General features: G+C 61.0%; 23 protein-coding genes and 1 tRNA gene. 9 read left to right on the top strand and 15 right to left on the bottom strand.

Translation table 11 applies throughout. The features are described 5' to 3' along the window. Window positions 1–14 precede the first annotated feature (14 nt). The 5 genes from QEG70_RS04145 to QEG70_RS04125 all read right to left on the bottom strand — a co-directional run bounded on the left by QEG70_RS04145 (window position 15) and on the right by QEG70_RS04125 (window position 5,263). A complete protein-coding gene (locus QEG70_RS04145; RefSeq protein WP_308719517.1) occupies window positions 15–1,178 on the bottom strand; it encodes an energy transducer TonB in 1,164 nt (387 codons plus the stop codon). A 127-nt stretch (window positions 1,179–1,305) separates the two neighbouring features. Then, a complete protein-coding gene (locus QEG70_RS04140) occupies window positions 1,306–2,097 on the bottom strand; it encodes an alpha/beta fold hydrolase (RefSeq protein WP_308719516.1) in 792 nt (263 codons plus the stop codon). Window positions 2,098–2,109: 12 nt separating this feature from the next. Further along, on the bottom strand, window positions 2,110–3,156 hold the full coding sequence (locus QEG70_RS04135) for an NAD(P)H-quinone oxidoreductase (protein WP_308719515.1): 1,047 nt from the start codon (window positions 3,154–3,156) through the stop codon (window positions 2,110–2,112). A gap of 185 nt (window positions 3,157–3,341) precedes the next feature. After that, entirely contained in the window at window positions 3,342–4,802 is a 1,461-nt protein-coding gene (gene glnA, locus QEG70_RS04130) for a type I glutamate--ammonia ligase (RefSeq protein ID WP_061272402.1), read from the bottom strand. Between the two features lie 122 nt (window positions 4,803–4,924). Next, window positions 4,925–5,263, bottom strand: a complete 339-nt coding sequence (locus tag QEG70_RS04125; RefSeq protein WP_110569573.1) for a P-II family nitrogen regulator — start codon at window positions 5,261–5,263, stop codon at window positions 4,925–4,927. A gap of 154 nt (window positions 5,264–5,417) precedes the next feature. Here QEG70_RS04125 and QEG70_RS04120 point away from each other — a divergent pair, with 154 nt between their 5' ends. The 3 genes from QEG70_RS04120 to QEG70_RS04110 all read left to right on the top strand — a co-directional run bounded on the left by QEG70_RS04120 (window position 5,418) and on the right by QEG70_RS04110 (window position 8,452). After that, on the top strand, window positions 5,418–6,605 hold the full coding sequence (locus QEG70_RS04120) for an aminotransferase (RefSeq protein ID WP_308719514.1): 1,188 nt from the start codon (window positions 5,418–5,420) through the stop codon (window positions 6,603–6,605). A 61-nt stretch (window positions 6,606–6,666) separates the two neighbouring features. Beyond that, window positions 6,667–6,742, top strand: a tRNA-His gene (locus QEG70_RS04115). A gap of 114 nt (window positions 6,743–6,856) precedes the next feature. After that, window positions 6,857–8,452: a tyrosine-type recombinase/integrase gene (locus QEG70_RS04110; protein ID WP_308719513.1), complete on the top strand. Its 1,596-nt coding sequence runs from the start codon at window positions 6,857–6,859 to the stop codon at window positions 8,450–8,452. Window positions 8,453–8,474: 22 nt separating this feature from the next. Here the strand turns inward: QEG70_RS04110 and QEG70_RS04105 are convergent, their stop codons facing one another. The 4 genes from QEG70_RS04105 to QEG70_RS04090 all read right to left on the bottom strand — a co-directional run bounded on the left by QEG70_RS04105 (window position 8,475) and on the right by QEG70_RS04090 (window position 12,273). Further along, window positions 8,475–9,356 (bottom strand): hypothetical protein, encoded by an 882-nt coding sequence (locus QEG70_RS04105; protein WP_308719512.1) that lies wholly within the window; start codon window positions 9,354–9,356, stop codon window positions 8,475–8,477. A gap of 15 nt (window positions 9,357–9,371) precedes the next feature. Further along, window positions 9,372–9,884, bottom strand: a complete 513-nt coding sequence (locus QEG70_RS04100) for a BRO-N domain-containing protein (protein ID WP_308719511.1) — start codon at window positions 9,882–9,884, stop codon at window positions 9,372–9,374. Then, complete coding sequence (locus QEG70_RS04095) at window positions 9,881–11,269, bottom strand: hypothetical protein (protein ID WP_308719510.1); 1,389 nt, start codon at window positions 11,267–11,269, stop codon at window positions 9,881–9,883. The genes QEG70_RS04100 and QEG70_RS04095 overlap by 4 nt, the downstream gene beginning before the upstream one ends. A 314-nt stretch (window positions 11,270–11,583) precedes the next feature. Further along, window positions 11,584–12,273 carry a recombinase family protein gene (locus tag QEG70_RS04090; RefSeq protein WP_308719509.1) on the bottom strand — a complete coding sequence of 230 codons (690 nt, stop codon included), beginning with the start codon at window positions 12,271–12,273 and terminating at the stop codon, window positions 11,584–11,586. 847 nt (window positions 12,274–13,120) lie between these two features. On the opposite strand from QEG70_RS04090, the gene QEG70_RS04085 reads away from it, so the two are divergent. Then, window positions 13,121–13,339 carry a hypothetical protein gene (locus QEG70_RS04085; RefSeq protein ID WP_308719508.1) on the top strand — a complete coding sequence of 73 codons (219 nt, stop codon included), beginning with the start codon at window positions 13,121–13,123 and terminating at the stop codon, window positions 13,337–13,339. 270 nt (window positions 13,340–13,609) lie between these two features. Next, complete coding sequence (locus QEG70_RS16980) at window positions 13,610–14,221, top strand: HNH endonuclease signature motif containing protein (RefSeq protein WP_374762542.1); 612 nt, start codon at window positions 13,610–13,612, stop codon at window positions 14,219–14,221. A gap of 336 nt (window positions 14,222–14,557) precedes the next feature. Here QEG70_RS16980 and QEG70_RS04080 read toward each other — a convergent pair whose 3' ends face one another. Continuing rightward, window positions 14,558–15,424, bottom strand: a complete 867-nt coding sequence (locus tag QEG70_RS04080; protein WP_308719507.1) for an NAD(P)H-binding protein — start codon at window positions 15,422–15,424, stop codon at window positions 14,558–14,560. Next, window positions 15,424–16,770 (bottom strand): hypothetical protein, encoded by a 1,347-nt coding sequence (locus tag QEG70_RS04075; RefSeq protein WP_308719506.1) that lies wholly within the window; start codon window positions 16,768–16,770, stop codon window positions 15,424–15,426. The genes QEG70_RS04080 and QEG70_RS04075 overlap by 1 nt, the downstream gene beginning before the upstream one ends. 231 nt (window positions 16,771–17,001) lie before the next feature. On the opposite strand from QEG70_RS04075, the gene rplM reads away from it, so the two are divergent. Together rplM and rpsI are read left to right on the top strand one after the other, a co-directional pair. After that, complete coding sequence (rplM, locus tag QEG70_RS04070; RefSeq protein WP_308719505.1) at window positions 17,002–17,484, top strand: 50S ribosomal protein L13; 483 nt, start codon at window positions 17,002–17,004, stop codon at window positions 17,482–17,484. 5 nt (window positions 17,485–17,489) lie between these two features. Continuing rightward, window positions 17,490–17,993, top strand: coding sequence for a 30S ribosomal protein S9 (rpsI, locus tag QEG70_RS04065; protein WP_061272413.1), 504 nt, complete (start codon window positions 17,490–17,492; stop codon window positions 17,991–17,993). A 95-nt stretch (window positions 17,994–18,088) separates the two neighbouring features. On the opposite strand, the gene QEG70_RS04060 is transcribed toward rpsI, so the two are convergent. After that, entirely contained in the window at window positions 18,089–18,352 is a 264-nt protein-coding gene (locus tag QEG70_RS04060; RefSeq protein WP_308719504.1) for a hypothetical protein, read from the bottom strand. A gap of 145 nt (window positions 18,353–18,497) precedes the next feature. After that, window positions 18,498–19,352: a DNA/RNA non-specific endonuclease gene (locus tag QEG70_RS04055; protein WP_308719503.1), complete on the bottom strand. Its 855-nt coding sequence runs from the start codon at window positions 19,350–19,352 to the stop codon at window positions 18,498–18,500. Between the two features lie 69 nt (window positions 19,353–19,421). Here QEG70_RS04055 and QEG70_RS04050 point away from each other — a divergent pair, with 69 nt between their 5' ends. After that, complete coding sequence (locus QEG70_RS04050) at window positions 19,422–19,604, top strand: hypothetical protein (RefSeq protein ID WP_308719502.1); 183 nt, start codon at window positions 19,422–19,424, stop codon at window positions 19,602–19,604. A gap of 91 nt (window positions 19,605–19,695) precedes the next feature. Here QEG70_RS04050 and QEG70_RS04045 read toward each other — a convergent pair whose 3' ends face one another. After that, window positions 19,696–20,352, bottom strand: a complete 657-nt coding sequence (locus QEG70_RS04045; RefSeq protein ID WP_308719501.1) for a hypothetical protein — start codon at window positions 20,350–20,352, stop codon at window positions 19,696–19,698. 494 nt (window positions 20,353–20,846) lie between these two features. Here QEG70_RS04045 and QEG70_RS04040 point away from each other — a divergent pair, with 494 nt between their 5' ends. Then, window positions 20,847–21,059 (top strand): hypothetical protein, encoded by a 213-nt coding sequence (locus tag QEG70_RS04040; protein WP_308719500.1) that lies wholly within the window; start codon window positions 20,847–20,849, stop codon window positions 21,057–21,059. A gap of 86 nt (window positions 21,060–21,145) precedes the next feature. On the opposite strand, the gene ilvD is transcribed toward QEG70_RS04040, so the two are convergent. After that, window positions 21,146–23,008 carry a dihydroxy-acid dehydratase gene (gene ilvD / locus QEG70_RS04035; RefSeq protein ID WP_308719499.1) on the bottom strand — a complete coding sequence of 621 codons (1,863 nt, stop codon included), beginning with the start codon at window positions 23,006–23,008 and terminating at the stop codon, window positions 21,146–21,148. Window positions 23,009–23,219: the final 211 nt, after the last annotated feature.

Genomic DNA, 23,219 nt, shown 5'->3' with positions numbered 1-23,219 from the left:
TTCTGCCCGTGCGTTCAGCGGCGGATCAGGATGTAGTTGATGGTCAGGTCGATGGGGAAACTGTCGCCCTGCATGTCCGGCGGCACGGGGGGGAGCTGGGCGTTGCGGAACATCCCCGTCGTCGCCGCATCAAGGTAATACGAGCCGGACTGGCCGGTCAGGCGCACTTTTTTCACGTGGCCGTCGCGGTCGAGTTCCACATGCACCGAGGAGGGGCCTTCCTCGCCAGCCTGGGCGGCTTCCATCGGGTAGTACATATGGCTGCGGATCCAGCGTTCGAGTTCCTCGCCGTAATCGTCGCTCACGCCCTTGATCTGGGTACTGGTGGAGTAGGGCGCATTGATCTTGCCATTCTGCACCACCGGCCCGAGCGAGAGGTCGATCGGTCCGCCCGTGCCACCCGCGCGGCCCTGCCTGCTGCGCCGGGGCAGGGGCGAGGCCGAGAGCGACCAGTTCATCGGGTGCTGCAACGCCGCATAGGCATTGGGCGAGGACTGGTTCTGCGACTGCTGGGCTGCGTGGCTGCCGTGGCCGGAGTTCTGCATGGCGGGGTTGAACCTGTCCTGCTGCTGCGACTGCGGCACCGACAGGTCGGAGGGGGCTTCGCTCAGTGGCGGGGCGGCGGGGGTGTCCTCGCTGGGGGCATTGGCGGAGGGCGATGAATCCTCGCTGTTGTGCTGCGGGTTGTTTGTATTCTGCTGCGCACTGGGTGAGGGCTGCTTGTCCTGCTGCTGTTTGCGCGCGTTCTGGCCGCCCGCCATGTCGGGCGAGGACTGGCCCTGCAACCCGCTTGATGTGGGCGGCGAGAACACCATCTCCACCTGCGGCTCCGTGCGCGTGGCGTCGGGCGTGCCGTGCTGGCTGTGATGGGCGGATTCGATCAGGATGGCAGCGAGCAGGGCTGCATGCAGCAGCCCCGATATGGCGATGGCGCGCCCCGGGCCGGGCGTTTCCACCGTGTCGGGACGGATCAGGCCCGATATCATGGGGCGCAGCTTGCGGTAGCCGGGCGGCGGCGGCACGGGGGTGCCGGGCAGCAGCCTTTCGCGGGCGGGCGGGTTGTACTGTTCCGTGCGGCCATTGCGCGGCAGGCCGCCCCCGGGCGGCGGGTCGCGGGGGATCAGTACGGGCTCCACGGCCTCTGGCCGCCGGGAGGAGGGACTGAGTGTCACCGTCATGAAAGGCTGCGGGTCTCCGCCATGTGGGTCTGTTGCCGGGGCCTGCCTGCCTGCCCTGGCATGTTGCCAGCATAACTGACGCGGGTGGGTGGCCTGTCAAGGACCGGATGCGTAACGGAGGGCTGCTTCAGTAGCTTTCGACAAAATTTTCCAGTAATTCGGCGAATCTCTCCGGGTTTTCGACATGCAGCCAGTGCCCCGCCCGTTCGATCAGTTCAAGCCGGTAGCACGGAAAAAGCCTGCGCATGATGGCATAATGTTCGGGGCGGATATAGGGCGAATTCCCGCCCGCCAGGAACAGCGTGGGGCCGGGATAGGTGTAGCCTTCGGGGATGTAGGGCCAGCTTTCGACGTTGGACATCGATTCCACCATCTCGCGCAGGCCGATGCTCCAGCCGGGATTTTCCCCCACACGGATGTTCTGCAGCATCAGCGCGCGCACATCGGTGTTGGGGATGTAGTGCTGGAGCAGCCGCTCCGCTCCCGCCCGGTTGAGGAAGGGCGGGAACGGCACCCGCAGCATCTGCTCGCCCAGTGCAAACTGCCCGTGGCCGGTGCGCGCGGGCGGAATGTCGGCCACCAGCAGGCTGTGCACCATGCCCGGCCGGGTCAGGGCCAGCGTCATGGCCACCTTGCCGCCCATGGAGTGGCCGACCAGCGTTGCGGGCAGCGCGTTGTGGTGGGCCAGCGTTTCGAGCAGGTCGCCCGCCATGGTGTTGTAGTCCATCAGCCCGTGCGGGCTTTCGCCATGGTTGCGCAGGTCGATGGCCAGCGTGCGCCGGGTGCGTGCGAGCCTGCGCTGGAAGAAGCCAAGGTTGCGCGCCCGCCCGAACAGGCCGTGCAGCAGGACAATGGGGGGTCTGCCAGCCGTGTCAGGTCCGGTTTGTTCGGGTCCGCGCTCAATGACGTTCAGTAGCACCAGCTTGTGTTCCTATCGTCCGGTCTCGTCTGTCGGGGCGGGATGTTGCAGGTCCAGCATGATCTTGCCCATATGGGTTCCGTTTTCCATGAGTTTATGGGCCTGAGCAACCCGCGCCAAGGGGAAGGTGGCATGGATGAGCGGGCGGATGGCCCGCCGCGCCAGCAGCGGCCAGACACGGGCCTCGAGGTCGCGGGCGATTTCGGCCTTGTAGGCCGCATCACGCGGGCGCAGCGTGCTGCCGGTCACCACCAGCCTGCGGGTCATGATGCGGGCCAGACTGACCCCATCGGCCTTCGCCCCGCCCTGGAGCGCTATGATGACCAGCCGCCCGGCTATGGCCAGGGATTTGAGGTTGCCCTCCATATAGGCCCCGCCAATCATGTCGAGGATGACATTGACCCCCTCGCCATCCGTCAGTTCCTTTATGCGCGTGGGGAAGTCCTCGGTGCGGTAGTTGATGGCCGCGCGCGCGCCCAGCGTGGTGCACAGCGAACATTTTTCGTCCGTGCCGGCGGTGGCGTAAACCGTGCCGCCCAGCGCGTGCACAAGCTGGATGGCCGTTGTGCCGATGCCGCTGGTGCCCCCATGCACCAGCACGCTCTCGCCGGGTTTCAGCCCCGCCGTCATGAACAGGTTGGACCATACGGTAAAGAACGTTTCGGGCAGGGCGGCCGCATGCAGCGCGTCAAACCCTGCGGGCCATGGCAGGCACTGGCCTGCGGGCACGGTGCAGTACTGCGCGTAGCCCCCGCCATTGACCAGCGCGCACACCCGCGCGCCGGGCGCGGGAAAGGCATCGGGCGGCACGCCTTCGCCCATCGCCACGACCTCGCCCGCCACTTCCAGCCCCAGCAGGGGGCTGGCGCCCGGCGGCGGCGGATACAGCCCCTGGCGCTGCATGATGTCGGGGCGGTTGATGCCCGCGGCCATGACCCGCACCAGTACCTCGCCCGCGCGGGGCTGGGGCACCGGCACGGTGGTGATGCGCAGGCAATCGGGGCCGCCCGGTTCGCTTACGGTCACGGCCTGCATGGTGGCGGGGGGTGCCTGGGTCATGGTCTGTCCTTGCGTTGGTGGAGGCCCCCAAGGTTTAGGCGATATGAGGGCTGCGACCAGTGCGCGGGAAGTGCAATCGAGCAAACGTGCGCGCGGGTCTGGGGCCGGACATGAAAAAAGCGCCGGAACCCGTAAGGTTCCGGCGCTTTCCGTGTCGATCCGTTTTCCCGTGGGGGAAGGCGGGATCAGACGGAGTAGTACATCTCGAACTCGGCCGGGTGCGGCGTGTGCTCGAACTTGTAGACTTCCTGCCACTTCACTTCACAGTAGCTCTCGATCTGGTCCTTGGTGAACACGTTACCGGCGAGCAGGAACTCGTAATCGGCTTCCAGTGCGGTCAGGGCTTCACGCAGCGAGCCTGCCACGGTCGGGATCTGCTTGAGTTCCTCGGGCGGCAGGTCGTACAGATCCTTGTCCATGGCATCGCCGGGGTGGATCTTGTTCTTGATGCCGTCGAGGCCGGCCATCAGCATGGCGGCAAAGGCGAGGTAGGGGTTCGCGGTCGGGTCGGGGAAGCGGACCTCGACGCGCTTCGCCTTCGGGCTCGTCGCATACGGGATGCGGCACGAGGCGGAACGGTTGCGGGCGGAGTAAGCCAGCAGCACGGGGGCCTCGAAGCCCGGGATCAGGCGCTTGTAGGAGTTGGTGGACGGGTTGGTGAAGGCATTGAGCGCCTTGGCGTGCTTGATGATGCCGCCGATGTAGTACAGCGCCTCATCGGACAGGTCGGCATAGCCGTTGCCGCCGAAGGTGGGCTTGCCGTTGCGCCAGATCGACTGGTGCACATGCATGCCCGAGCCGTTATCGCCATAGATCGGTTTGGGCATGAAGGTTGCCGTCTTGCCGTAGGAATGGGCGACGTTGTGCACGCAGTATTTGTAGATCTGCATGAAGTCGGCGGAGCGGACCAGCGTGTCGAACTTGGTGCCCAGCTCGTGCTGCGACTGCGCCACTTCGTGGTGGTGCTTCTCGATGGGCAGGCCCATCTCGCCCATGGTGGTCAGCATTTCGGCGCGCAGGTCGCCTTCGCTGTCAACGGGTGCGACCGGGAAGTAGCCGCCCTTCACGCCCGGGCGGTGGCCCATGTTGCCTTCGGGGTAGTCCTTGAGCGACGCGCCGGGGCCTTCGATGCTTTCCAGCTCGTAGGTGCCGAAGTTCGGGCCGGTGCCAAAGCGCACGCTGTCAAAGATGAAGAATTCGGCTTCGGGGCCGAAGAAGGCGGTATCACCAAGGCCGGTCGACTTGAGGTACTGCTCGGCCAGCTTGGCGGTGGCGCGCGGGTCGCGGTTGTAGAACTGCCCGGTGGAGGGCTCCACGATATCGCAGATCAGGATCAGCTGCGGCTTGGCGGAGAACGGGTCCATCACCGCGGTGGTCGGGTCAGGCAGCAGGATCATGTCGCTTTCGTTGATGGCCTTCCAGCCAGCAATCGAAGAACCATCGAACATGAAGCCTTCGCGGAAGGTGTCATCCTCGATCGTGGTGACATACTGGGTGGTGTGGTGCCACTTGCCGCGCGGATCGGTGAAACGCAGGTCAACCATCTCGACCGCGTTTTCCTTGATGATTTCAAAGACCTTCGCGATGGCTTCAGCAGAATGCGACGGTGTTGAAACCGAGGCTGAAGCCTGTGCTTTTTTTGCCATGTTAAATTACCTGTCCTGACTTTGGTGTGCCGTTCCATGCGGCGCGGCGGTTATGGTTACGGAAACGCGGTGCTGCTGTCGATAGGCCAGCGGCCATGAGACCCATGTTTGCAGGCCAACCCTCAGATGGCATCAGGCCCCCGCTCGCCCGTGCGGATGCGGATGACCTCGCTGACCGGGGTGATGAAGATCTTGCCATCGCCGATGCGACCGGTACGGGCGGCGGCCATGATGGCCTCGACCGCGCGCTCGGTCATGTCATCGGGGCAGACGATCTCAAGCTTTACCTTGGGCAGGAAATCGATGATGTATTCCGCGCCGCGATACAGTTCCGTATGGCCTTTCTGGCGGCCAAAGCCCTTGGCCTCGGTTACGGTGATGCCCATCAGGCCGATCTCATGCAGGGCGTCCTTCACCTCGTCGAGCTTGAAGGGCTTGATGATGGCCTCGATCTTTTTCATGCCTGTTGGTCTGTCTTCCATCTCGTGGCATCTGTAGGGCATGCCGCCCGTGTTGCCGTGGCAGGGTTGCACGGCTTTGGTTTTCAGGCAATCGGGTGATATGGGCAAAAATACGCATTGCCCGCACCCATGCGCACATGGACAGGATAAGACGATGAAACCCGCCAACGCGATGCTTTCAGGGCTGCCAACCACCATATTTTCCGTCATGTCGGCCTTGGCCACGGAGCATGACGCCATCAATCTCGGCCAGGGCTTTCCTGATACCGAAGGCCCGGCCGACCTTGTCGAGGCCGCCGCCCACGCCCTGCGTGACGGGCGCAACCAGTACCCCCCGCTTGCCGGCCTGCCCGAACTGCAGGGCGCGGTGGCGCGGTCTAATGCGCGTTTTTATGGCATTGCCGTCGAGCCCGCGCGTGAGGTGGTGGTGACATGTGGTGCGACCGAGGCCATCACCGCCTCGCTTATGGCGCTGGTCAACCGGGGCGACGAGGTGGTGGTGTTCGAACCCCTGTACGACACCTACCTGCCGGTGCTGCGCCTGCTTGGCGCGGTGGTGCGCACCGTGCGCCTCGCCCCGCCACACTGGGACCTGCCGCGCGCGGAACTTGCCGCCGCCTTCACCCCGCGCACCAAGGCCATCCTGCTCAACACGCCCATGAACCCGACGGGCAAGGTGTTCACGCGTGATGAGCTGGAATTCATCGCGGGGCTGGTGGCCAGGCATGATGCCTATGCCGTGTGCGATGAGGTGTATGAGCACCTGACCTTCGCCCCCGCCCGGCACGTGCCGCTGATGGCGCTGCCGGGCATGCGCGAGCGCTGCATCCGCATTGGCAGTGCTGGCAAGAGCTTTTCCATGACCGGGTGGAAGGTGGGCTATGTCACCGCGCCCGCGCCGCTCGCCGCCCTCGTGGCCAAGGCGCACCAGTTGCTCACCTTTACCGTGGCGCCCAACCTGCAACGCGCCGTGGCGGTGGGGCTGGACAAGGACACGGCCTATTTCGAGCAGTTGGCCGGGAGCATGCGTTCCGCGCGTGACGGGCTGGCCGAAGGGCTGGGCCGGGCCGGATTCGACGTGCTGCCGTGCGATGGCAGCTACTTCCTGATCGCGGATATCGCGCCGCTGGGCTTTACGGGGGGCGACGTGGCCTTTTGCCAGCAGATGACGCGCAGGGTGGGGGTGGCGGCCATTCCCGTCTCGGCCTTCTATGACCAGGCGGGTGCGGATATTCCCGATCGCTACGTGCGTTTTGCCTTTTGCAAGAAAACCGGCGTCATTTCGCAGGCGGTGCAGCGGTTGCAGGGCGTGCGCGCGCAGCTCTGCGCGGAAAATGCATGAAAATGCAAAAAGGGGAATTGACGGGTCTGCGCGGCTTCTCTAAATAACCGCTCCAGTTGTGGCGGACGTAGCTCAGTTGGTAGAGCGCCGGTTTGTGGTACCGGTGGTCGCGGGTTCGAGCCCCGTCGTTCGCCCCAACCCGTATTTCCCCTTTAAAATCAATAGCTTAGACAATCCTGTGTCATTGGTCTGTAGCTGTGCGTCATAGGTCTAGCGTCACACCCAAACGCAACGCGAAGGGTGAGCATGACATGCACAACATGACCAAGCGGGGCAGCACCTACTATGTGCGGCTCATTGTTCCGCAGGACCGATGGCAGGACGTGGGCAGGGCAACAGCAGCCCGTGCCGGAACACGCCGGGATATTGTCAAATCCCTCCACACCAAGGATTACCGGCAAGCCCTGCTACGGCGCGATGCGAAGCTGGCGGCCATCCGCACGGAGGTTGACGCGGCCCTTGCGGCGCATGGCCTCCCTCCGTTGCATGGTGACTGGTCGCCTGCCTGTTGTGATTTGCGCCAGCAGCTAACGGACCAAGCCCTAGAGGCACGGCAGGCTCTTGAGGAAGCTAACGACTACCGGAAGCCCTACTACCTGAACGATGACCCGACCACGGGAGTCATTGTCAGTGAGAGCATATCGGATCGTGACTTCGGGGCCGATGTGGTGAGGGAGTCGCTCTCAGCATCAGCCCAGCGAATCGCACAGGCAACAGGTGGCCCAGCAGGACAGAAAGCAGCCCGTGATGCCTACCAGCAGGCGCAGGCCATAGCTTTCGGGACAGCCACGCCCCTCGGTGTGCTGCTGGATCGCTGGTTTCCGCAGCTTGACGGCGTAGTGACCAAGGAACTGATAGACCGCCACCACCGGGCATTGTCGCGGCTAGGGCAGCACCTTGCGGAAGCCGCAGGCATCGAGACAAGCGACCCGGAGGGATACGCCCGCAGCATCGCTATAGAGCGCATAGACAGAAAGACAGCGGGGCATTTTCGGGAATGGCTGGAAAAGGTGCCCGGAGTCGGCCCGCGCGTGGTCGGCTTCCATCTGTCCACCATGAATACATTCTGGAAATGGGCGCAGGACGTAGGCTACGCGGAGGTCAACCCGTGGGCAGGATCAACGCGGGGCCTCAAGCGCAAGATTAGCCTCGCCTCCCGTGCGCGGGGTGAAAAACGGCCATATACAGATGCCGAGCTTGTCCAGCTACTGACACAGGCAAGGGAGCGTGTGGCGCAACCCAAGCGCAGCCAATGGGCACGGGTGATTTATGACATGCTCCGGCTGGCACCGCTCACAGGTTGCCGCCAGAATGAGCTTGCCAGTCTGACCGTGGGCCGCGTTATCCGCCCACAGCATCCGGGCCAGCTTTGGCGTATTTCCATCACTGAGAACGTGAGCAAGACCCGATCATCCGTTCGGGAACTGCCCTTGCATCCGATTGCCCAGGCGGTCATTGAACAGCGGCTTGCGGACCTTCCTAACCCGCATGATGCGGATGCCATGATCTTCCCCGAATGCAAGCCGGGTGGCCGCGACGATAAGCCGGGGCACTACCTTTCCAAACGCTATGCCACCTTTCTCAAGTCCGTGCTGGGCGAGGATAACACGGTGGACTTCCACAGCTTCCGGCGGTGCTTCGCCACGTTCATCAAGCAGGCGGAGGCCAACGGGGCCGATAGTTGCTCTGATCTGGTGCTGGATCACCTGCTTGGGCATAAGCCTGTGACGTTGGCGACCAACACCTACGCGGCCAAGCGGTTTGACTGGTCAGTGTATGACCGGGCAATCACGGAGATGGGCGAGAGAGGCATTGCCGAGGCTGTCTTGCAAGCTATGCGGGCCTAAAGGGCCAGCAACGCATACGTAATTAATCGAATCCTAACAGAACCGCTATAAGTTTGGAAATGGTCGCACCATTGTTATGCATTTGGACGAGCTTAGGAAGAAGTTGGATAAAATTGGAGCCCACTTGTTTGGCTGCGCCATCCACGACTTTTCCTAGAAGCCACTTAGCGAATGACCCAAGTTGCGCCAAGTATGGTTTGAGTTTTTCCCAAACCTTGCTGACGTCTTGTGCTGGGGCACCGTCTGAAATGCTAGACCGACATTCTGATATAAGCGCCAAGGCTTCAGCTTTATCGGCTTTTAGAAGCAACTGAGGCAACGGCGTATCAATGTCGCTGGGTGGGTGATTTCCGCCTATCCCGTGCCGGTCAACAGATTCGGGCTGCGTCGGCATGCTTTGGATTTGTCGCTCTAAGACCTCAAGACGTCTGGCAAGGTCTTGTCGGATTGCTTCTTTGGTCCGAGGGGTATCCTGAAAAGATACACGAGGTTCTAATATGGGCATCCATCTGCCGGGATGTCTTTTGACCAGTTTCTGAAGAACATCCTCCTCCAAAATATCTCCAAACTCAGATTTTAGTATTGTTTCAGAGATGAGGAAGAATGGATGGTATATTCCTTCATTTAACCTAGGCGCATCCTCATCAAAACCGAAGTAAGGGCCGCCTTTGGAAAAACTGAAGGGCTCATAATTGCTTAGAAACCACCAATCGGCCACAAATTGTTGTGTCTCATTGGATTGTTGCGCGATGGTGCCGCGCCTTATACCTGTAGGAAATCGTGCAGAAAGATAAATCCATTCATCATGAGGTTGGTTGCCTGCCACAAATCTATCTACAGGCGTGCCTGTTGTGCCGCTAAACTGGCGACTAATTTTACCTCGGCTCGACTGGTTGGCTGACATTGACGAGTGTCCTACCTAAATATCAATCAGTTTTAACTGCCATACATCTTCATAAGGGGAAACCTTCGGGGCCTGCTGCTGAATGACAGCTTCCTTCTCAGCCAAGCGGGCCTCTAGCAGCTCCGTCTTGCGCTTCATCAGGTTCACAAGCATATCGTTAAGGGCATCAAGGTCCTGCACGTCCTTAACATCCGCAATCTTCTCTTCATCACGGACATAAGCACCTTCCTTACGGAGCGTGGGCAGCACTGTGTGCGTCACCCAATCCTGAAAGGGGCGTGCATCGGGTTTGTCACAGCGCAGGACGATGCGATAAAGACCCGCTTCGGAGACAATGTTCCCTACACGTTCCCCTAAGACGGATTTAGCCTTGTCGTTAGGTGCGACGTGGCGGAGCGTAACGGTCGGGTTCTTCAGGCCAAGAGCTGTGCAAACATCCGCAGCGGCAAACCATGGCTTACCCTCCCTTTCCACCACACGGACCTTACACAAGGTGCCATCTAGCTTCGTGAAGGTCTCAATGGTCACTTCGGCGGATTTGGCCCGCTGGCATCCGATATTGTGACCCGAAGGGGCTGCCCCAGCCGATCCTTGCTGGCCCGCACGATTGCCTCACGTGTCTTGTCAGCCCATGAGCGGGGCACGATCAAAGCGTCATGCATGGGCAGCGCAACGCTGCCTTGAGCCATAATGTAGTCCATAGCCCTGCGCATAATCTGGGCTTCCACGCAAGTTAGGAACTGTCCTACGGCTTTCGAGCGGTAGTCAACCGGGACGGTTGCCATTGTCTCGGCTGGCACAAGCCTGCTCAGGTCGGACAGAAAAGAATATCGCCTTGTCGCAGCCTTGCAGATAGCTGATGCGGCGATGCTATCCCGAATATCAACAGGTGTGCTCTTGGGCCAGCGAGCGCACGGCTTGCCAATCCCGAATGCCCCGACAAACCATTGTTTAACAGCGGCACGGTGTGATGGTGCTACCCAAGGAAGGTCATATAAGTCACCCTCCGGCGGCATTGTCCCGCCCGACAAGATCAGAGCAATGGACAGGAAAGAGGCAGATATATCGACTTCGGCCACAGGTTCATCGTCTATCGTGATGAATTGCCTGTCCGCCTTAAGTAGGCTGTTCTGGTAGTTATCCGCGCCCTTGGCATAGATGCGCCCTCCGAAGTCTAGCGAGCCGGTAAAGCTCATCTGGAATACCGGAGCGGCGCATCCTGTAATGCGATGAAGGGCCATAGCGGAGGATAGACGCGCCATGAAATCCGTAAGCGATTGAGGCACCGTGTCCTGTGGCAGCGCTGCACCGGGAAACGGCTTGATGCTAACAGGCTGGCAGTCCGATAAGACGGGCGCAGGATGCCGGAGCGGCCAGTCTGCAACCGCTGTGGTCCGAGTGCACCCGCACGACTCCGCAAGCTGCAAGAGGGCCGCTGAGGGCCTTATGCGGGCCTCCTCGCCCTGCCAGTCCCCCCAATCGTTCTTCCAGCCTTTACCCGGAACATAGTCCAAGAAGCCAAGCTCTATCATGGCGCAGGCTTTCTTCCAGAAGGCATTATGGCCGATCGGTAAGTTGCGGTCTTTCCCCCAAAACCAGCGGGCAGAGCCTTCGTGGACAGCTTGCCAATCTCCACGAAAGCCGCTGCGCATCAGCCCCGCAAGAATGATGCCGGTTTCCTGTATGCGGCGCTCCTGGCCCTTGTCACGGTCTCTTTTAGGCGCTGTTGTGATGGGCTTTCCCGCCCGTGCAACCAGTGGACGGAGGGCATCAGCTACTTCGGCTACGAGCTTTTCCGCCGCTTCTCCGTGCGGACGGCGACCAAGGGATAGCGTGCGAGCTTCCTGTAATTCTTCAGTGTCGTGATGATGTGATGGTGGTCGCTTCTGGAATGTGTCCTGTGGCGCATTCATTATGGTCCGAAACCTTTCCACTTATCCTCCTAAGGGTATCCTCTAGAAGATAGGAGAAGGAAAGGGGAAAAATGGATAATCATCACTATCATCATCCAGCCCACATCATACATCCATACCGTAGGTGCTGGGTGTGTAGGTGAAGATGATCCACCATCAAGCAACGGATCAGGGCTGCATTCTGAATGGAAGGTGATGGTGGTATGGATTTACCTGCTCAATCTTATTTCCATGCCGCTATATACACATACCCAATAAAATACCGATTGATGTTGATATACTTATTCATAATAAGCATGGAATAATGACGAGGCTTATGTGAGGACTGCACTCTGATCGGGAGCAAGACACCGCTTTACCGCCGCTGCGGTCCATGTTTCACGGCCACGGCTGGTCTTGATGCCCATGCTCATAAGCTCGGCAGCAATGGCCCGCAGGGAAAGCCCTTTGGCATGCAGGTCGGCTATGATCGGCCCTACGTGGCTCTTGAACGCTGCTGCCTTCGCCTGAATGGCCGCTGTGCCCTTCGCATGGTCCGGTGCAGGACCGCCACGCTTTCCACCTAGAACGACGCCACGGGCCTTTGCAGCGGCTAGGGCCGCCTTTGTCCGTTCGGAGATCATACGGCGTTCCTTCTCCGCCATGGCTGCCCAGATGTGGAGCATGAACGGATCGGCATCCTTGCCAAGCTCGGCCACGATAAACGGGACACGCTCAACCATCAGGCCAGCGATAAACGCCACGTCACGACTGAGGCGGTCCAACTTTGCCACGATCACCGGGCATTGCATGACCTTGGCCTTATCCAGCGCATTGCGGAGTTGAGGCCGCTTTGTCAGCGCGTCGCTGCCCTTGCCGGTCTCTATCTCCGTGAACACTTCCACCACGCTGAAGCCCTCTGCCTGTGCAAAATGCTGTATGGCCGCAAGCTGCGCATCCATGCCGAGGCCGCTCTTGCCCTGCTTGGCCGTGCTTACCCGGACGTATGCGATTGCTTTCTGCATGGCGTTACATTCCTGTCGTCATTCGTTGTCTGATTTGATACAGGCAGAACGCACGGATAGACCACGAACAATCTGGAATCACGGCGATTCGGAAAACGCATGACTGAGGAATGCGGATGCGTCTGGACCTCTTCGGGACTCCAAAACGGTCCACTAGACGGCCAGAAATGTGACCGGTCGCACTTCCAACGAGAGGGAGTAAAGCCGTTGTTGTTGTTCAGCGAAACGGTGAGAGAACTTCCCCGGCGGAAACGGCTGAGCACGGCTCGGGTCCCTTCTCTGGCTACCTAACGGGCCTGTAATGTGTGCCTGTGTATAACTGTGATTTCTATAATTATCTCAAGGGGTTACGGAGGATATGGCGAAATGGTCGCCCTAATAGGGAAGCGCCCCGAAAAGGACAGGCCGAATAAAGTCGATCTGTTATCGACCATACAAATGATAAATAGGCTTTAATTCTGCGTGGTCGATAAATGGGGTCGCATTAACGCTCTACCTTGCAACGTGCAACACCTGAGCACGCCTCACTTTCGATGGGCGATAGAAGAACGCTGCCTTAGTGCCTTCGTATAAAATGCGATAGTATATTGTATTAGTGACGTTGTGCTTTTGTGATTTCATGACGTTATAGGCATTATATACAACAATAAATCAATTATGACCAGAATAATTACTGATTGTGAGTTCTTCTGAATTGTGGATACCAGAATATCCATTGTTCCGGCATATCGATTCACGGCGGTCATCGGCTCTTGGCGGATCAAGGTGGCCACCAGCTCACACGACCAGCACTCACAGAGGACCAGAAGGCGGATAGTGCCGCACCCAGCCACCCAAGGATCAAGACATGACCCTTTTCCCCATCCACCTTTCCGGCATTGACCACCGGGAAGATATTCTCCGCTGCGCTGAATTGGCGGAGGCGTTGGGCACTACGCTGCCTAAGCATCCACAAACCTCTGTCTCGTGGACACCAGCAGAAGCTGCCTACGTAGCTTCAATGGTTGAGACGCTGGGCAATGCCCTGCTTGATGTGGCCGAAAACGTAGGTAACGCGCTGAAATAGGCCGCCCGGGTAGCGAAACAATCCAAAAAAAGGGAGCGGCACGGGTAATCCTGACCGCTTCCGCTCACAGGTTAGGCTTGTGTGAGACAGACCCGCATGGGTGAGCCTGTCTGACATGAGCGTAACTGTGTCACCGCTCAGAACGTAAGGTGCAGAACATTGACACGCCTAAATCCACGAAAATCACACCACAAAAGAAGGATACCACGATACCGTTGTTAAGGGCTGACAGTCTGCTCTCATGGAGCGGGCTTCTGCCAATGCCTTTCTGTGGTGCCAACCATTCGAAAGTCATTGAACAGAGACAGCTTTACCTCTTACCCGGCTGATAAACTCAGCAACGATAAAACCAAATCATCATCAGAAACAAAGCAGAAAAGGAAACAGCGACCGCGCGGACTGAGCTTGGAGGATGCCCTTGCCTATTATACCGATCCTGATACCGGACTTTGGACAGGGTCGTGCGACAGTGACGGCTACCCGCACATTTGGCATCAGGGGGCGTTAGTCCCTGTGCACCGTGCCCAAGCCGAACTTGCTGGATGGCCGATTGCCGAGAAGGTTATTATGCACATAGATGATAACCCGCTCAACGTCAGCCTTAGCAATCTTCGAGTCGGAACACAGCGCGAAAATGTAGCTGATATGGCTGCGAAGTGCAGAGGCGTTGCAGGCAAAGCCAATCCGCGCATTACACCTGTGGAAGCGTCTGAAATTATCCGGCGATATGGCGAGGGAACGCCAATCAGGCAAATAGCTCAAGACACAGGCCGGAGGCGTGCCAGTATCCGCAAGCTCATACAGCGTTGTCAGTCGACTACAGCCGCTCAGGATGCTGCACAGGCTACTTTTGCCTTCCCTGAGTCACTAACACCGGCCTGACAAGACAGGCACGTCAGAAGCTAAAATACGAGCTTCTTTGGGCAGCATCATATGGAAGGCAACACCGCGCTGCTTTTCTCATGGTGCTGCCCCTTTTTGTCTCGTCTCTTGCCTATGGCCGCTTGCATATGGCATCAGCGTATGTGTCTGGGTGGAGCGTCATTGACGTAGCGCTACAGGCCAAAACGTCATAGTTTTTGATATTAAGTTATTGATATATAACGGTTTATGGTTAAATGGTGCGAAGCCCCGTCGTTCGCCCCAACCCGTAATTCCCTGAAAATCAGAACTGTTTTGCTGAAGCTTTTCCCAGAAGGCTTTGCCTTCTGTCGCGTTTCAGCAAATGGCTGCGGCTCCGAACGTGCGCGCAAGCCCCGCTGCCAGCGGCAGGGGCGTCAGCCCGAGTTGCGCGCGCATGGGGGCAATGTCGAAAATCTTGTCTTCCATGAGCCGCCGGACCTCGGCGGGCGCAATGGCGGGCAGGCCCGGCAGCCTGAACTGCGCGAGCGCCATCAGCACGGCAGCCGGCACCGGCAGCACCGGGCGGGGCCGCAGCCCGGCGGCACGGGCCACCATGCGCGTGAAATCCCGGTAGCTGACCTGATCCCCCCCCGCGATAATCAGGCTATGCGGTCCCTGCCAGTCGCGCCCGATGGCGGCAAGCAGCGCACGGGTCACGTCACCCTGCCAGATGGGCTGGAGCCGCGCGCGCCCGCCGCCGGGTAGCGGCAGCACCGGCAGGCGGCGCATCAGGGCGGCGAGGCGCTGCACATTGTTCTCGCCCGTTGCGCCATAGATCATGGTGGGGTGCAGCAGCACGCCATCGCGGCCCGAACCGGCCAGCGCCTGCGCGCCGTGCAGCACGCCGCGCGCATGGGCATCGGGCCAGCGGGTAAAGATGCGGGTGCTGCCCAATGCCACGACTCGCGCCTGCGCGGGTGCCGCCGCAAGCACGGCGGGCAGGTGGCGGGCATGGGCGGTCAGGACAATGGTGGAGGCGTCACGCAGGGCATGGCGCAGGCGGGCGGGATCATGCGCAAGGTCGGCCAGTCGCGCGGGCATGGGCAGGCGCGTTGCCTGCCAGCGTGCCCCGTCGCGCACGATGGGCACGATATCCCGGCCTGCCGCCCGTAGCGCCCGGCACAGCGCCAGCCCCGAGCGGCCATTGGCCCCGATGACATGCACGGGGCCGGAGTGGTGCATCAGGGCGTGGAAATGGTCAGGCCCAGCGGGGCCGCGACCGAGGGGTCGCCCGCCATCGACAGGGCAACGCCCAGCATCATCAGGTTGACCGGCTTCATCGGGCGCAGCGCGATCTGTAGCGGGTGGTCCTGTGGCGATTGCAGGAACCGGCCCATGGCGCGCAGCGAGGCATCATCGGACGCGGCAAGCCCGGCAAGCAGGTTCTGGCGGTAGATTTCGGGGTCGGTATTGCGGCTCTTTGCCAGGCCCGCCAGCACATGGCTGGCCAGGGAGTGGTCCTCCCACGTCATGGCGGCGGAGACGATGCGCGCGGTCTCGGGGATGATGGCCATGTCATCAAAGGGGATCTGGTCGAGTTCGGCCACCACGGTCAGGTTGCCCATATCGGCCGACTCGATGGTCATCGGCTCAAGATGCACGCGCCCCGCACTGCGGTCGCTGGTGCTGTTGATATGGATGTTGCCGTTGAAATGGTCATAGCCAAACGCATTGAGAATCGTCTGGTTATCATTGCCGGTGGACCACAGCGTGAGGTTGCCCAGCGTCGTGTCCATCTTGTCCTCCGTGGCGGTGGAGAAGCTGGAGGTGGCGACATGGTCGATCTGCAGCATGGGGTGGGTGCTGTCGATCTCCACCTTTTTCAGGTCCATCGTATGCGGATGGCTTTCATGGATCAGGTGGCCCGACTGGATCAGGCTTGCGACCTCGCTGGCAAAATCCGGCCCGTCGATCATGATGTGATCAACCGAGATCCGGCGGGTGGGCGTGAGGTTGATCTGGGTGGCCAGCCGGTCGAGATCGAGATGCGAGGTGCGCCCCACCCCGTACTGCGCCACGGTCATGCGGGCCACGGTCACGTCGGTCTGGCTGGAGGGAATGGCGAGATGCATGTTGGTGAACGTGCCATCATCGAGCACGAGGGAATCGAAGCCGAGCGGGCGGCTGGCACCGGCACTCGCGCGGTCGGTATTGGGCAGCACCAGGTTGCGCAGGTCCACCTCGTCAAGCGAGATGGTGCTGGCCTGGGTCATGATCTTGACATCGCGCAGCACGATGCTGCCGATCTTCTCGCCCTGCACGTTATTGCCGGTCAGCCCGCCAAGCCGCACGTCAGCCGCGATCAGCGTCATGGCGGGGTTGTGGTAGGTGACGGCCGTAAAATGCGCGCCCCGCGCCAGCGTGCGCGGCCGGGCCGTGGCGTAGCTGAACGTGGCGTTCGGCCCGATGGAGGCGCGGAAGTCGGCTATGCCGGCTTCAAGCCTGTGCTGGGCAAAGTGATGCACCCCCCAGCTACCAACCAGCAGCACCAGTACAAGCAGGGGAATGGCGGGATAGAGTTTCTTCACGAGGCTGATATCCGTAATGACCGTGAACTGACTGCTATCGCATTGTGCCCCCCCTCGGCAATCGCCCGTGGGAAGGTCGTGATGCGAAAGATGGCGGTATCATGATACCACACGCGATTTTTTAGCGGAAAAATGCCGCCCTCAACGGATTATGTGCTTGACGTTTGCACATGATGCGGCTGATAACGCGCCACCTGTTACCGCTACATTACTGGACGGAACACTAGACCCATGAAGACCACACTTTCGCTGAAGCCCGCCGAGGTGACGCGTGGCTGGACCCTGATCGACGCCGAGGGCCTCGTTCTTGGCCGTCTGGCCGCCATCGTTGCCCAGCGCCTGCGCGGCAAGCACAAGCCGCAGTTCACCCCGCATGTTGATTGTGGCGACAATATCGTCATCATCAACGCCGAGAAGGTTCGCCTGACCGGCAACAAGGTTGACCAGAAGCTGTTCCATTATCACACCGGCTACCCCGGCGGGATCAAGGAGCGCACCATCACCCAGCGCCTGACCGGCAAGAACCCCGGCCACGTGGTGCGCAAGGCTGTCGAGCGCATGATCACGCGCGGCCCGCTGCAGCGCGCGCAGATGAAGCACCTGTATGTCTATGCAGGCAGCGAGCACCCGCATGAGGGGCAGAAGCCGCAGGTTCTCGATGTTGCATCGCTCAACCGCAAGAACGCCGTCAATACCCAGAAGGTCAGGGGCTGAACCACATGTCTGAAACCCAAGAACGTACAGGCACGCTCGCTGACCTCAAGGAAGCCGTTGCTTCCGGCCAGGTGACGTCCGCGCAGGAAGCCGCCCCGGTTTACGAAGCCAAGCGCGATGCGCAGGGCCGCGCCTACGCCACCGGCCGCCGTAAGGATGCCGTGGCCCGCGTGTGGATCAAGCCGGGCAAGGGCGACATCATCGTAAATGGCCGTCCGGTCGGCACCTACTTCGCGCGCCCCGTGCTGCGCATGCTGATCACGCAGCCCTTCCTCGTGGCTGACCGCTACAACCAGTTCGACGTGTACTGCACGGTCGTTGGTGGTGGTCTGTCCGGCCAGGCCGGTGCGGTCCGTCACGGCATCAGCCGTGCGCTGACCCACTACGAGCCCGCGCTGCGCAGCATCCTGAAGGCCGCTGGCTTCCTGACGCGCGATTCGCGTGTTGTTGAACGTAAGAAGTACGGTCGCGCCAAGGCCCGCCGTTCCTTCCAGTTCAGCAAGCGCTGATCCGGCTTTTCCCGCGGCCCTGTGCTGCGGGGAACGGGTTTTTCAACGGGGTCGGTCCAGCAATGGACCGGCCCCGTTGTGCGTCTGGGCGGTTTTTACAGGAAAGGGTTGTCCACCTTGGCGGGTTTTTGCTGCGGCAGGGCATCGGGCAGGTCTTTCTGGGCCTCAAGCGTCGTGACCACCTGCTGCATGAAGGCGAGCAGCGCCTGCGCGCGGGCCAGGCCGGCCCTGTCGCGGCTGAAATCTGTCTGGCCATAGAACGCGATGCTGTCGGTGCCGTTTTCCACTGTCATGCCGCCAATGGTGCGGCTGACGCTGTTATCGGCAAAGGGCACGAGGGCGGGGGAGTGGGCGGTCATGGTCATGTCTCCTTCATCCAGAATATGTCTTGCAGGGCAGTTGAAAAAAACCAGAAGTTTTTGGCGAAGCTTTTTTCAAAAAGCTTCAAGGAACGCCGCCTTCTTGAAAAAAAGACGGCATCCAAAAACGTTTATCTTTTGCTTTTTACCAGCGTGTATAGACACGCCGCCGGGTGCGCCGCCGCGCGTGCTTCGTGGCCGTGCGGGCATGGCCAAGCGGCAGCGTCATGCAGGTCTGCTTTACGTTCGCTGGCAGCGCGGGGAAGGGATCGACGCCGGTGATACGGGTCAGTTCCATCACGCTGACATGGCTGCAACCGGGGCTGCGCGCCACATTATGGCAGACATACACGCCCGATTGCTGCCTGCGCGGGTCATAGACCGCCTTCCATGTGGAGGTCGGCACAAGCACCCGGTCCGGCCCGATGGCTGACAGGCGGCTTGCGTGAAAGGCCGGGCCGGTCACCACGTAAAGATTGCCCGTGCGCAGGGCCAGGCCACGCACGGCGGATTCGATTTCGGCCCAGCGGCCCCGGTTCAGCGCTGCGCGTTGGGGCACGATGTTGGAGAGCGCAAAGGTTTCCTGCTGGCTCTGCCGGTCGGGCATGTCGCCCGAGGGCGCCATGTGCCCGCGATCGAAGCCGGAGCGCACGTAATCCTCAAGTTCGGCGCGTGCGCCGGGGGCGATGCGCGTATCAGGGTGGAATTCGCCTTCGCGCGGGGTCTGCATGGCAGCGCGGACCATGGCGGTGTCAAGGTGCTCGGCCACCCATAACGGCTCACGTGCGAGAGCGGAATACAGCACGGCGAAGCGGGTACTGCACAGGAGTTGCGTATCGCGCGCCAGTTTCGGGTTATCCACCACGGGCAGTTGCTGGCCTGCGCCGAGTTCCGCACAGTTCTGCGCGCGGGCCGCGTGGTGGGGCAGGGTGGCAAGCAGGGCCGAGGCAAAAAGCAGCGCGGACCAGGCCCTGAGCGGGCGGAGAAAGGGGTGGGGCACGCTCTGGTGTTATCCATCTGTTCTGGTAAAACGGCGGCTTATCCATGAAACATCTGCTGGAGCAGGGCAATGGCTGACCGACCCGATCAAGGCAATCCGCAGCAGTCGCAGCCCTTTATCATGAACCGGCGCGAACTGGCCCCGACCCCGCGTGAGCGCCGCTTGCGGCTGGTCCTGCGCGTGGTGACGGTGCTGCTGCTGGCAGCGGCCCTGATTGATCTCGCACTTCAGTACATCAGGCACCCCGCCTAGCGCACTGAAAGAAGAATGATAAAAGTTTTTGGTAAAGCTTTTTTCAAAAAGCCTTGAAAGAAAAGGCTTTTTCAAACACAGACGGCGCCAGTTACCGCGCGCCCGTGCCTGCGTGTGAAGGCGGCGGCAGGTCGTTCTCGGGCGTGGCACGGCCCAGCGCAATGGTGACGTCCACCGTCTCCTGATTGACCAGCGCATCGAACCCGGAGTCGATCACCGGGTTGCGGGTGGCGGCTGCCATGTCGCCAAAGCGCAGATGCGCCCAGTCAATCCGCGCATCGGCGGCGCGGGTCATGTCAAAGGCCACCATCGGGTGGCGGGTGCCATCAGGAGCAGTATAGAACCACGCAAAATGACAGCTTGCAGGCGCGCCGCGCTGCGTAAACAGCGCATGCACGAAGCCCGGCGTCACGTCGATCTGCACTGTGTTCATGAGGTAATGGGGGATCTTTTTCTGTAGCGCGGGCGTAACCTGCGTGTTGAACAGCCCTGCCTGAATCATTTCCGGCATGTGGGCCAGGAAGGTTGCCTGATTGATGGTCATGTCCACCCGGCAGGGCGTGCTCTGGGCAAAACGGGTATCGATGCCCCAGGCATGGGCCGTGGTCTGCGGCCCCATGATCGGAGCGGGATAGGCCGGTGCCGCATGGCCCGGAACGGGCAGCAGGGCCACGGCCAGACAGGCCGCCGCACCCTCAAGCAGGTGGCGCAGGCGATGCGGGAGGGGAAGGCATGCAGGGCGGTACAAGGCGGCAGGGTCCGTATTCAGGGGCAGGGAAACAGGGCTGACCCCTTTCCTGTCATGAAGAGGGACGTCTTGCCAGCCCTGCCCGGCAGGCGGGGTATGCCTCATGGCAGGGTTGCATATCAAATCTATGTAATAAGAACTCATATTTTCACATATATTAAAAATATATTATATCTTTAATGTATTGTTCCAGTATCGATTTATCCATTCATGAAAGTGGCCCTTGAAATGCCACAATAATGCTCTTTCTATCCTTGCCAGCAAATGCTACAGCATGCGGCAACACGATACGGCACAGCGCTCCGAAATCGGACGCAAGTGTCTGTAAAAAAATGTTTTTAACCGCCAATACGCCGTGAAACCCTTCGGGCCGGGCCGCGTTGGCGCGTTACGACAATAGCAAGAAACAGGCCATGACCGGCATGCGGGTTGTCTCCAGATGAGGGGAAACCGCACGGCACGCTGGTGCAAAGGGCCGCTCAGGGCAGGAAGTCATGTTTGATTCAAAGATCATAGAAGTCGATGGCGTGTTCGTGGGGGCGGCCATCATTACCGGGCTGGCCACGTCGCTGCGCTTTTATGCCACGCATGAAAGCGTGCGCTCGCTGCATAACGCCATCCTGCCCGACCTTGCAGCGCTGCGGCACCATGTTACGGCTACATTCCGCCGCATGGGGCGTAGCAGGGCCTGCCTGCCGGGCGCATGAAACCTGAAAGTTTCTGGTGAAGCTTTTTTCAAAAAGCTTTGAAAAAGGGGTGCCCCGGCCTGCAGGCCGGAGCACCCCGAACCATTTTAGCGGCTGGTGCGGCGGCCAAGCTGGCTGACATCGCGCACGGCGCCACGGGCCGCACTGGTGGTCAGCGCGCTATAAGCCTGCAATGCAACCGAGACCGTGCGGGTGCGGTCAGGCTGCCAGGCGCGGTCGCCGCGCTCTTCCATCGCCTCGCGTCGGGCGGCCAGCGTGGCATCGCTTGCGGTGGTGCGCAGGATGCGGTTGGGAATGTCGATCTCGATCGTATCCCCTTCCTCCAGCAGGCCGATGATGCCGCCTTCCGCCGCCTCGGGCGAGATATGGCCGATCGAAAGCCCCGCACTGCCGCCCGAGAAGCGGCCATCGGTAATCAGGGCGCATTTCTCGGCCAGGCCCTTCGATTTGAGGTAGCTGGTGGGGTACAGCATTTCCTGCATGCCCGGACCGCCCTTGGGGCCTTCATAGCGGATCACCACCACATCGCCCGCCACGATCTTGTTGCCGAGGATGGCGGAGACGGCGGCATCTTGGCTTTCAAAGATGCGGGCAGGCCCGGTGAAGGTGAGCAGGTTGTCCGCAACACCTGCGGTTTTGACGATGGCGCCATCTTCCGCCAGGTTGCCAAACAGCACGGCCAGCCCGCCATCGCGGCTATAGGCATGCTCCGCATCGCGGATCGCGCCATTGGCCCGGTCGGTATCGAGGGCCTTGTAGCGGCTGGACTGCGAGAATGCCTGCGTGGTGCGCACGCCGCCGGGGGCTGCGCTGAAGAAGGTGCGGGCCGCCTCACTGGCCGTATCGGTGCTGATATCCCACTGCGCCAGACCGGCTTTCACGCTCGGGGCATGCACGCTCGGCGCATCGAGATGCAGCAGCCCCATGCGGGCCAGTTCCCCCATGATGGCGGGAATGCCGCCCGCGCGGTGCACGTCTTCCATGTGGATGTCCATGCGGGACGGCGAGACCTTGCACAGGTTGGGCACGCGGCGCGAGAGGCGGTCGATATCGGCCATGGTGAAGGGCACTTCGCCCTCATGCGCTGCGGCGAGCAGGTGCAGCACGGTGTTGGTCGAGCCACCCATGGCGATATCGACCGTCATGGCGTTCTCGAACGCGGGCTTGGTGGCGATGCCGCGCGGCAGGGCGGTGGCGTCATCGTTTTCATACCACCGCTTTGCCAGCGCCACGATGTCGCGGCCCGCGCGCTCGAACAGGTCGCGACGGTCGGTATGGGTGGCGACAAGGCTGCCATTGCCCGGCAGGGCCAGGCCGAGTGCTTCGGTCAGGCAGTTCATGGAATTGGCGGTGAACATGCCCGAGCATGAGCCGCAGGTGGGGCAGGCGGAGCGTTCGATCGTGGCGGACTGCTCATCGCTGACATCGGGGTTGGCCGCCGCCACCATTGATGTGATGAGGTCAACCTGCTGCGCGGTGCCGTTATTGAGGATCTTGCCCGCTTCCATAGGCCCGCCAGAGACGAAGATGGTGGGAATGTTGAGCCGCATCGCCGCCATGAGCATGCCCGGCGTGATCTTGTCGCAGTTGCTGATGCACACCAGCGCATCGGCGCAGTGGGCATTGACCATGTATTCCACCGCATCGGCAATCAGCTCGCGCGAGGGCAGGCTGTACAGCATGCCGCCATGACCCATGGCGATGCCGTCATCGACCGCAATGGTATTGAACTCGCGGCCAATGCCACCGGCCTCGGCCACGGCGCCTGCCACGAGCTGGCCCAGGTCCTTGAGGTGGACATGGCCGGGCACGAACTGCGTGAACGAATTGGCGATGGCGATGATGGGCTTGCCGAAGTCGCCATCCTTCATGCCGGTTGCACGCCACAGGCTGCGCGCACCGGCCATGTTGCGGCCATGGGTCGTAGTGCGGGAACGATAGGCGGGCATGACAGTGACCTCTCGCGTCAATCTGGTTACAGAAGGGGATAAAGTTGCCTGATCGCATACAGGACGCACGCCCCCCGCGCCACCCCAAAGCGCACCGGCCTGAACCAGCCGTTAACCGGGAGCGTGCAAGGCTGTGGGGCGCGGTGGGCGCAACTCCACCCGGTCGCCACTCGTTCATCTGATGGCTGACCCCCATCTGCACAAGGAGCAC

Source organism: Komagataeibacter xylinus (assembly GCF_031081985.1).
Taxonomy (GTDB): domain Bacteria; phylum Pseudomonadota; class Alphaproteobacteria; order Acetobacterales; family Acetobacteraceae; genus Komagataeibacter; species Komagataeibacter xylinus_E.
The sequence above is the reverse complement of the archived record's forward strand: the minus strand, read 5'-3'. Positions and strand labels throughout refer to the sequence as shown.

What these genes read in the sequence shown, in the direction of transcription:
- QEG70_RS04145 (WP_308719517.1), bottom strand. Translation starts at nt 1,178, where the DNA reads ATGACGGTGACACTCAGTCCCTCCTCCCGGCGGCCAGAGGCCGTGGAG.
- QEG70_RS04135 (WP_308719515.1), bottom strand. Translation starts at nt 3,156, where the DNA reads ATGACCCAGGCACCCCCCGCCACCATGCAGGCCGTGACCGTAAGCGAA.
- glnA (WP_061272402.1), bottom strand. Translation starts at nt 4,802, where the DNA reads ATGGCAAAAAAAGCACAGGCTTCAGCCTCGGTTTCAACACCGTCGCAT.
- QEG70_RS04125 (WP_110569573.1), bottom strand. Translation starts at nt 5,263, where the DNA reads ATGAAAAAGATCGAGGCCATCATCAAGCCCTTCAAGCTCGACGAGGTG.
- QEG70_RS04120 (WP_308719514.1), top strand. Translation starts at nt 5,418, where the DNA reads ATGAAACCCGCCAACGCGATGCTTTCAGGGCTGCCAACCACCATATTT.
- QEG70_RS04110 (WP_308719513.1), top strand. Translation starts at nt 6,857, where the DNA reads ATGCACAACATGACCAAGCGGGGCAGCACCTACTATGTGCGGCTCATT.
- QEG70_RS04105 (WP_308719512.1), bottom strand. Translation starts at nt 9,356, where the DNA reads ATGTCAGCCAACCAGTCGAGCCGAGGTAAAATTAGTCGCCAGTTTAGC.
- QEG70_RS04095 (WP_308719510.1), bottom strand. Translation starts at nt 11,269, where the DNA reads ATGAATGCGCCACAGGACACATTCCAGAAGCGACCACCATCACATCAT.
- QEG70_RS04090 (WP_308719509.1), bottom strand. Translation starts at nt 12,273, where the DNA reads ATGCAGAAAGCAATCGCATACGTCCGGGTAAGCACGGCCAAGCAGGGC.
- QEG70_RS04085 (WP_308719508.1), top strand. Translation starts at nt 13,121, where the DNA reads ATGACCCTTTTCCCCATCCACCTTTCCGGCATTGACCACCGGGAAGAT.
- QEG70_RS04080 (WP_308719507.1), bottom strand. Translation starts at nt 15,424, where the DNA reads ATGCACCACTCCGGCCCCGTGCATGTCATCGGGGCCAATGGCCGCTCG.
- rplM (WP_308719505.1), top strand. Translation starts at nt 17,002, where the DNA reads ATGAAGACCACACTTTCGCTGAAGCCCGCCGAGGTGACGCGTGGCTGG.
- rpsI (WP_061272413.1), top strand. Translation starts at nt 17,490, where the DNA reads ATGTCTGAAACCCAAGAACGTACAGGCACGCTCGCTGACCTCAAGGAA.
- QEG70_RS04060 (WP_308719504.1), bottom strand. Translation starts at nt 18,352, where the DNA reads ATGACCGCCCACTCCCCCGCCCTCGTGCCCTTTGCCGATAACAGCGTC.
- QEG70_RS04050 (WP_308719502.1), top strand. Translation starts at nt 19,422, where the DNA reads ATGGCTGACCGACCCGATCAAGGCAATCCGCAGCAGTCGCAGCCCTTT.
- QEG70_RS04040 (WP_308719500.1), top strand. Translation starts at nt 20,847, where the DNA reads ATGTTTGATTCAAAGATCATAGAAGTCGATGGCGTGTTCGTGGGGGCG.
- ilvD (WP_308719499.1), bottom strand. Translation starts at nt 23,008, where the DNA reads ATGCCCGCCTATCGTTCCCGCACTACGACCCATGGCCGCAACATGGCC.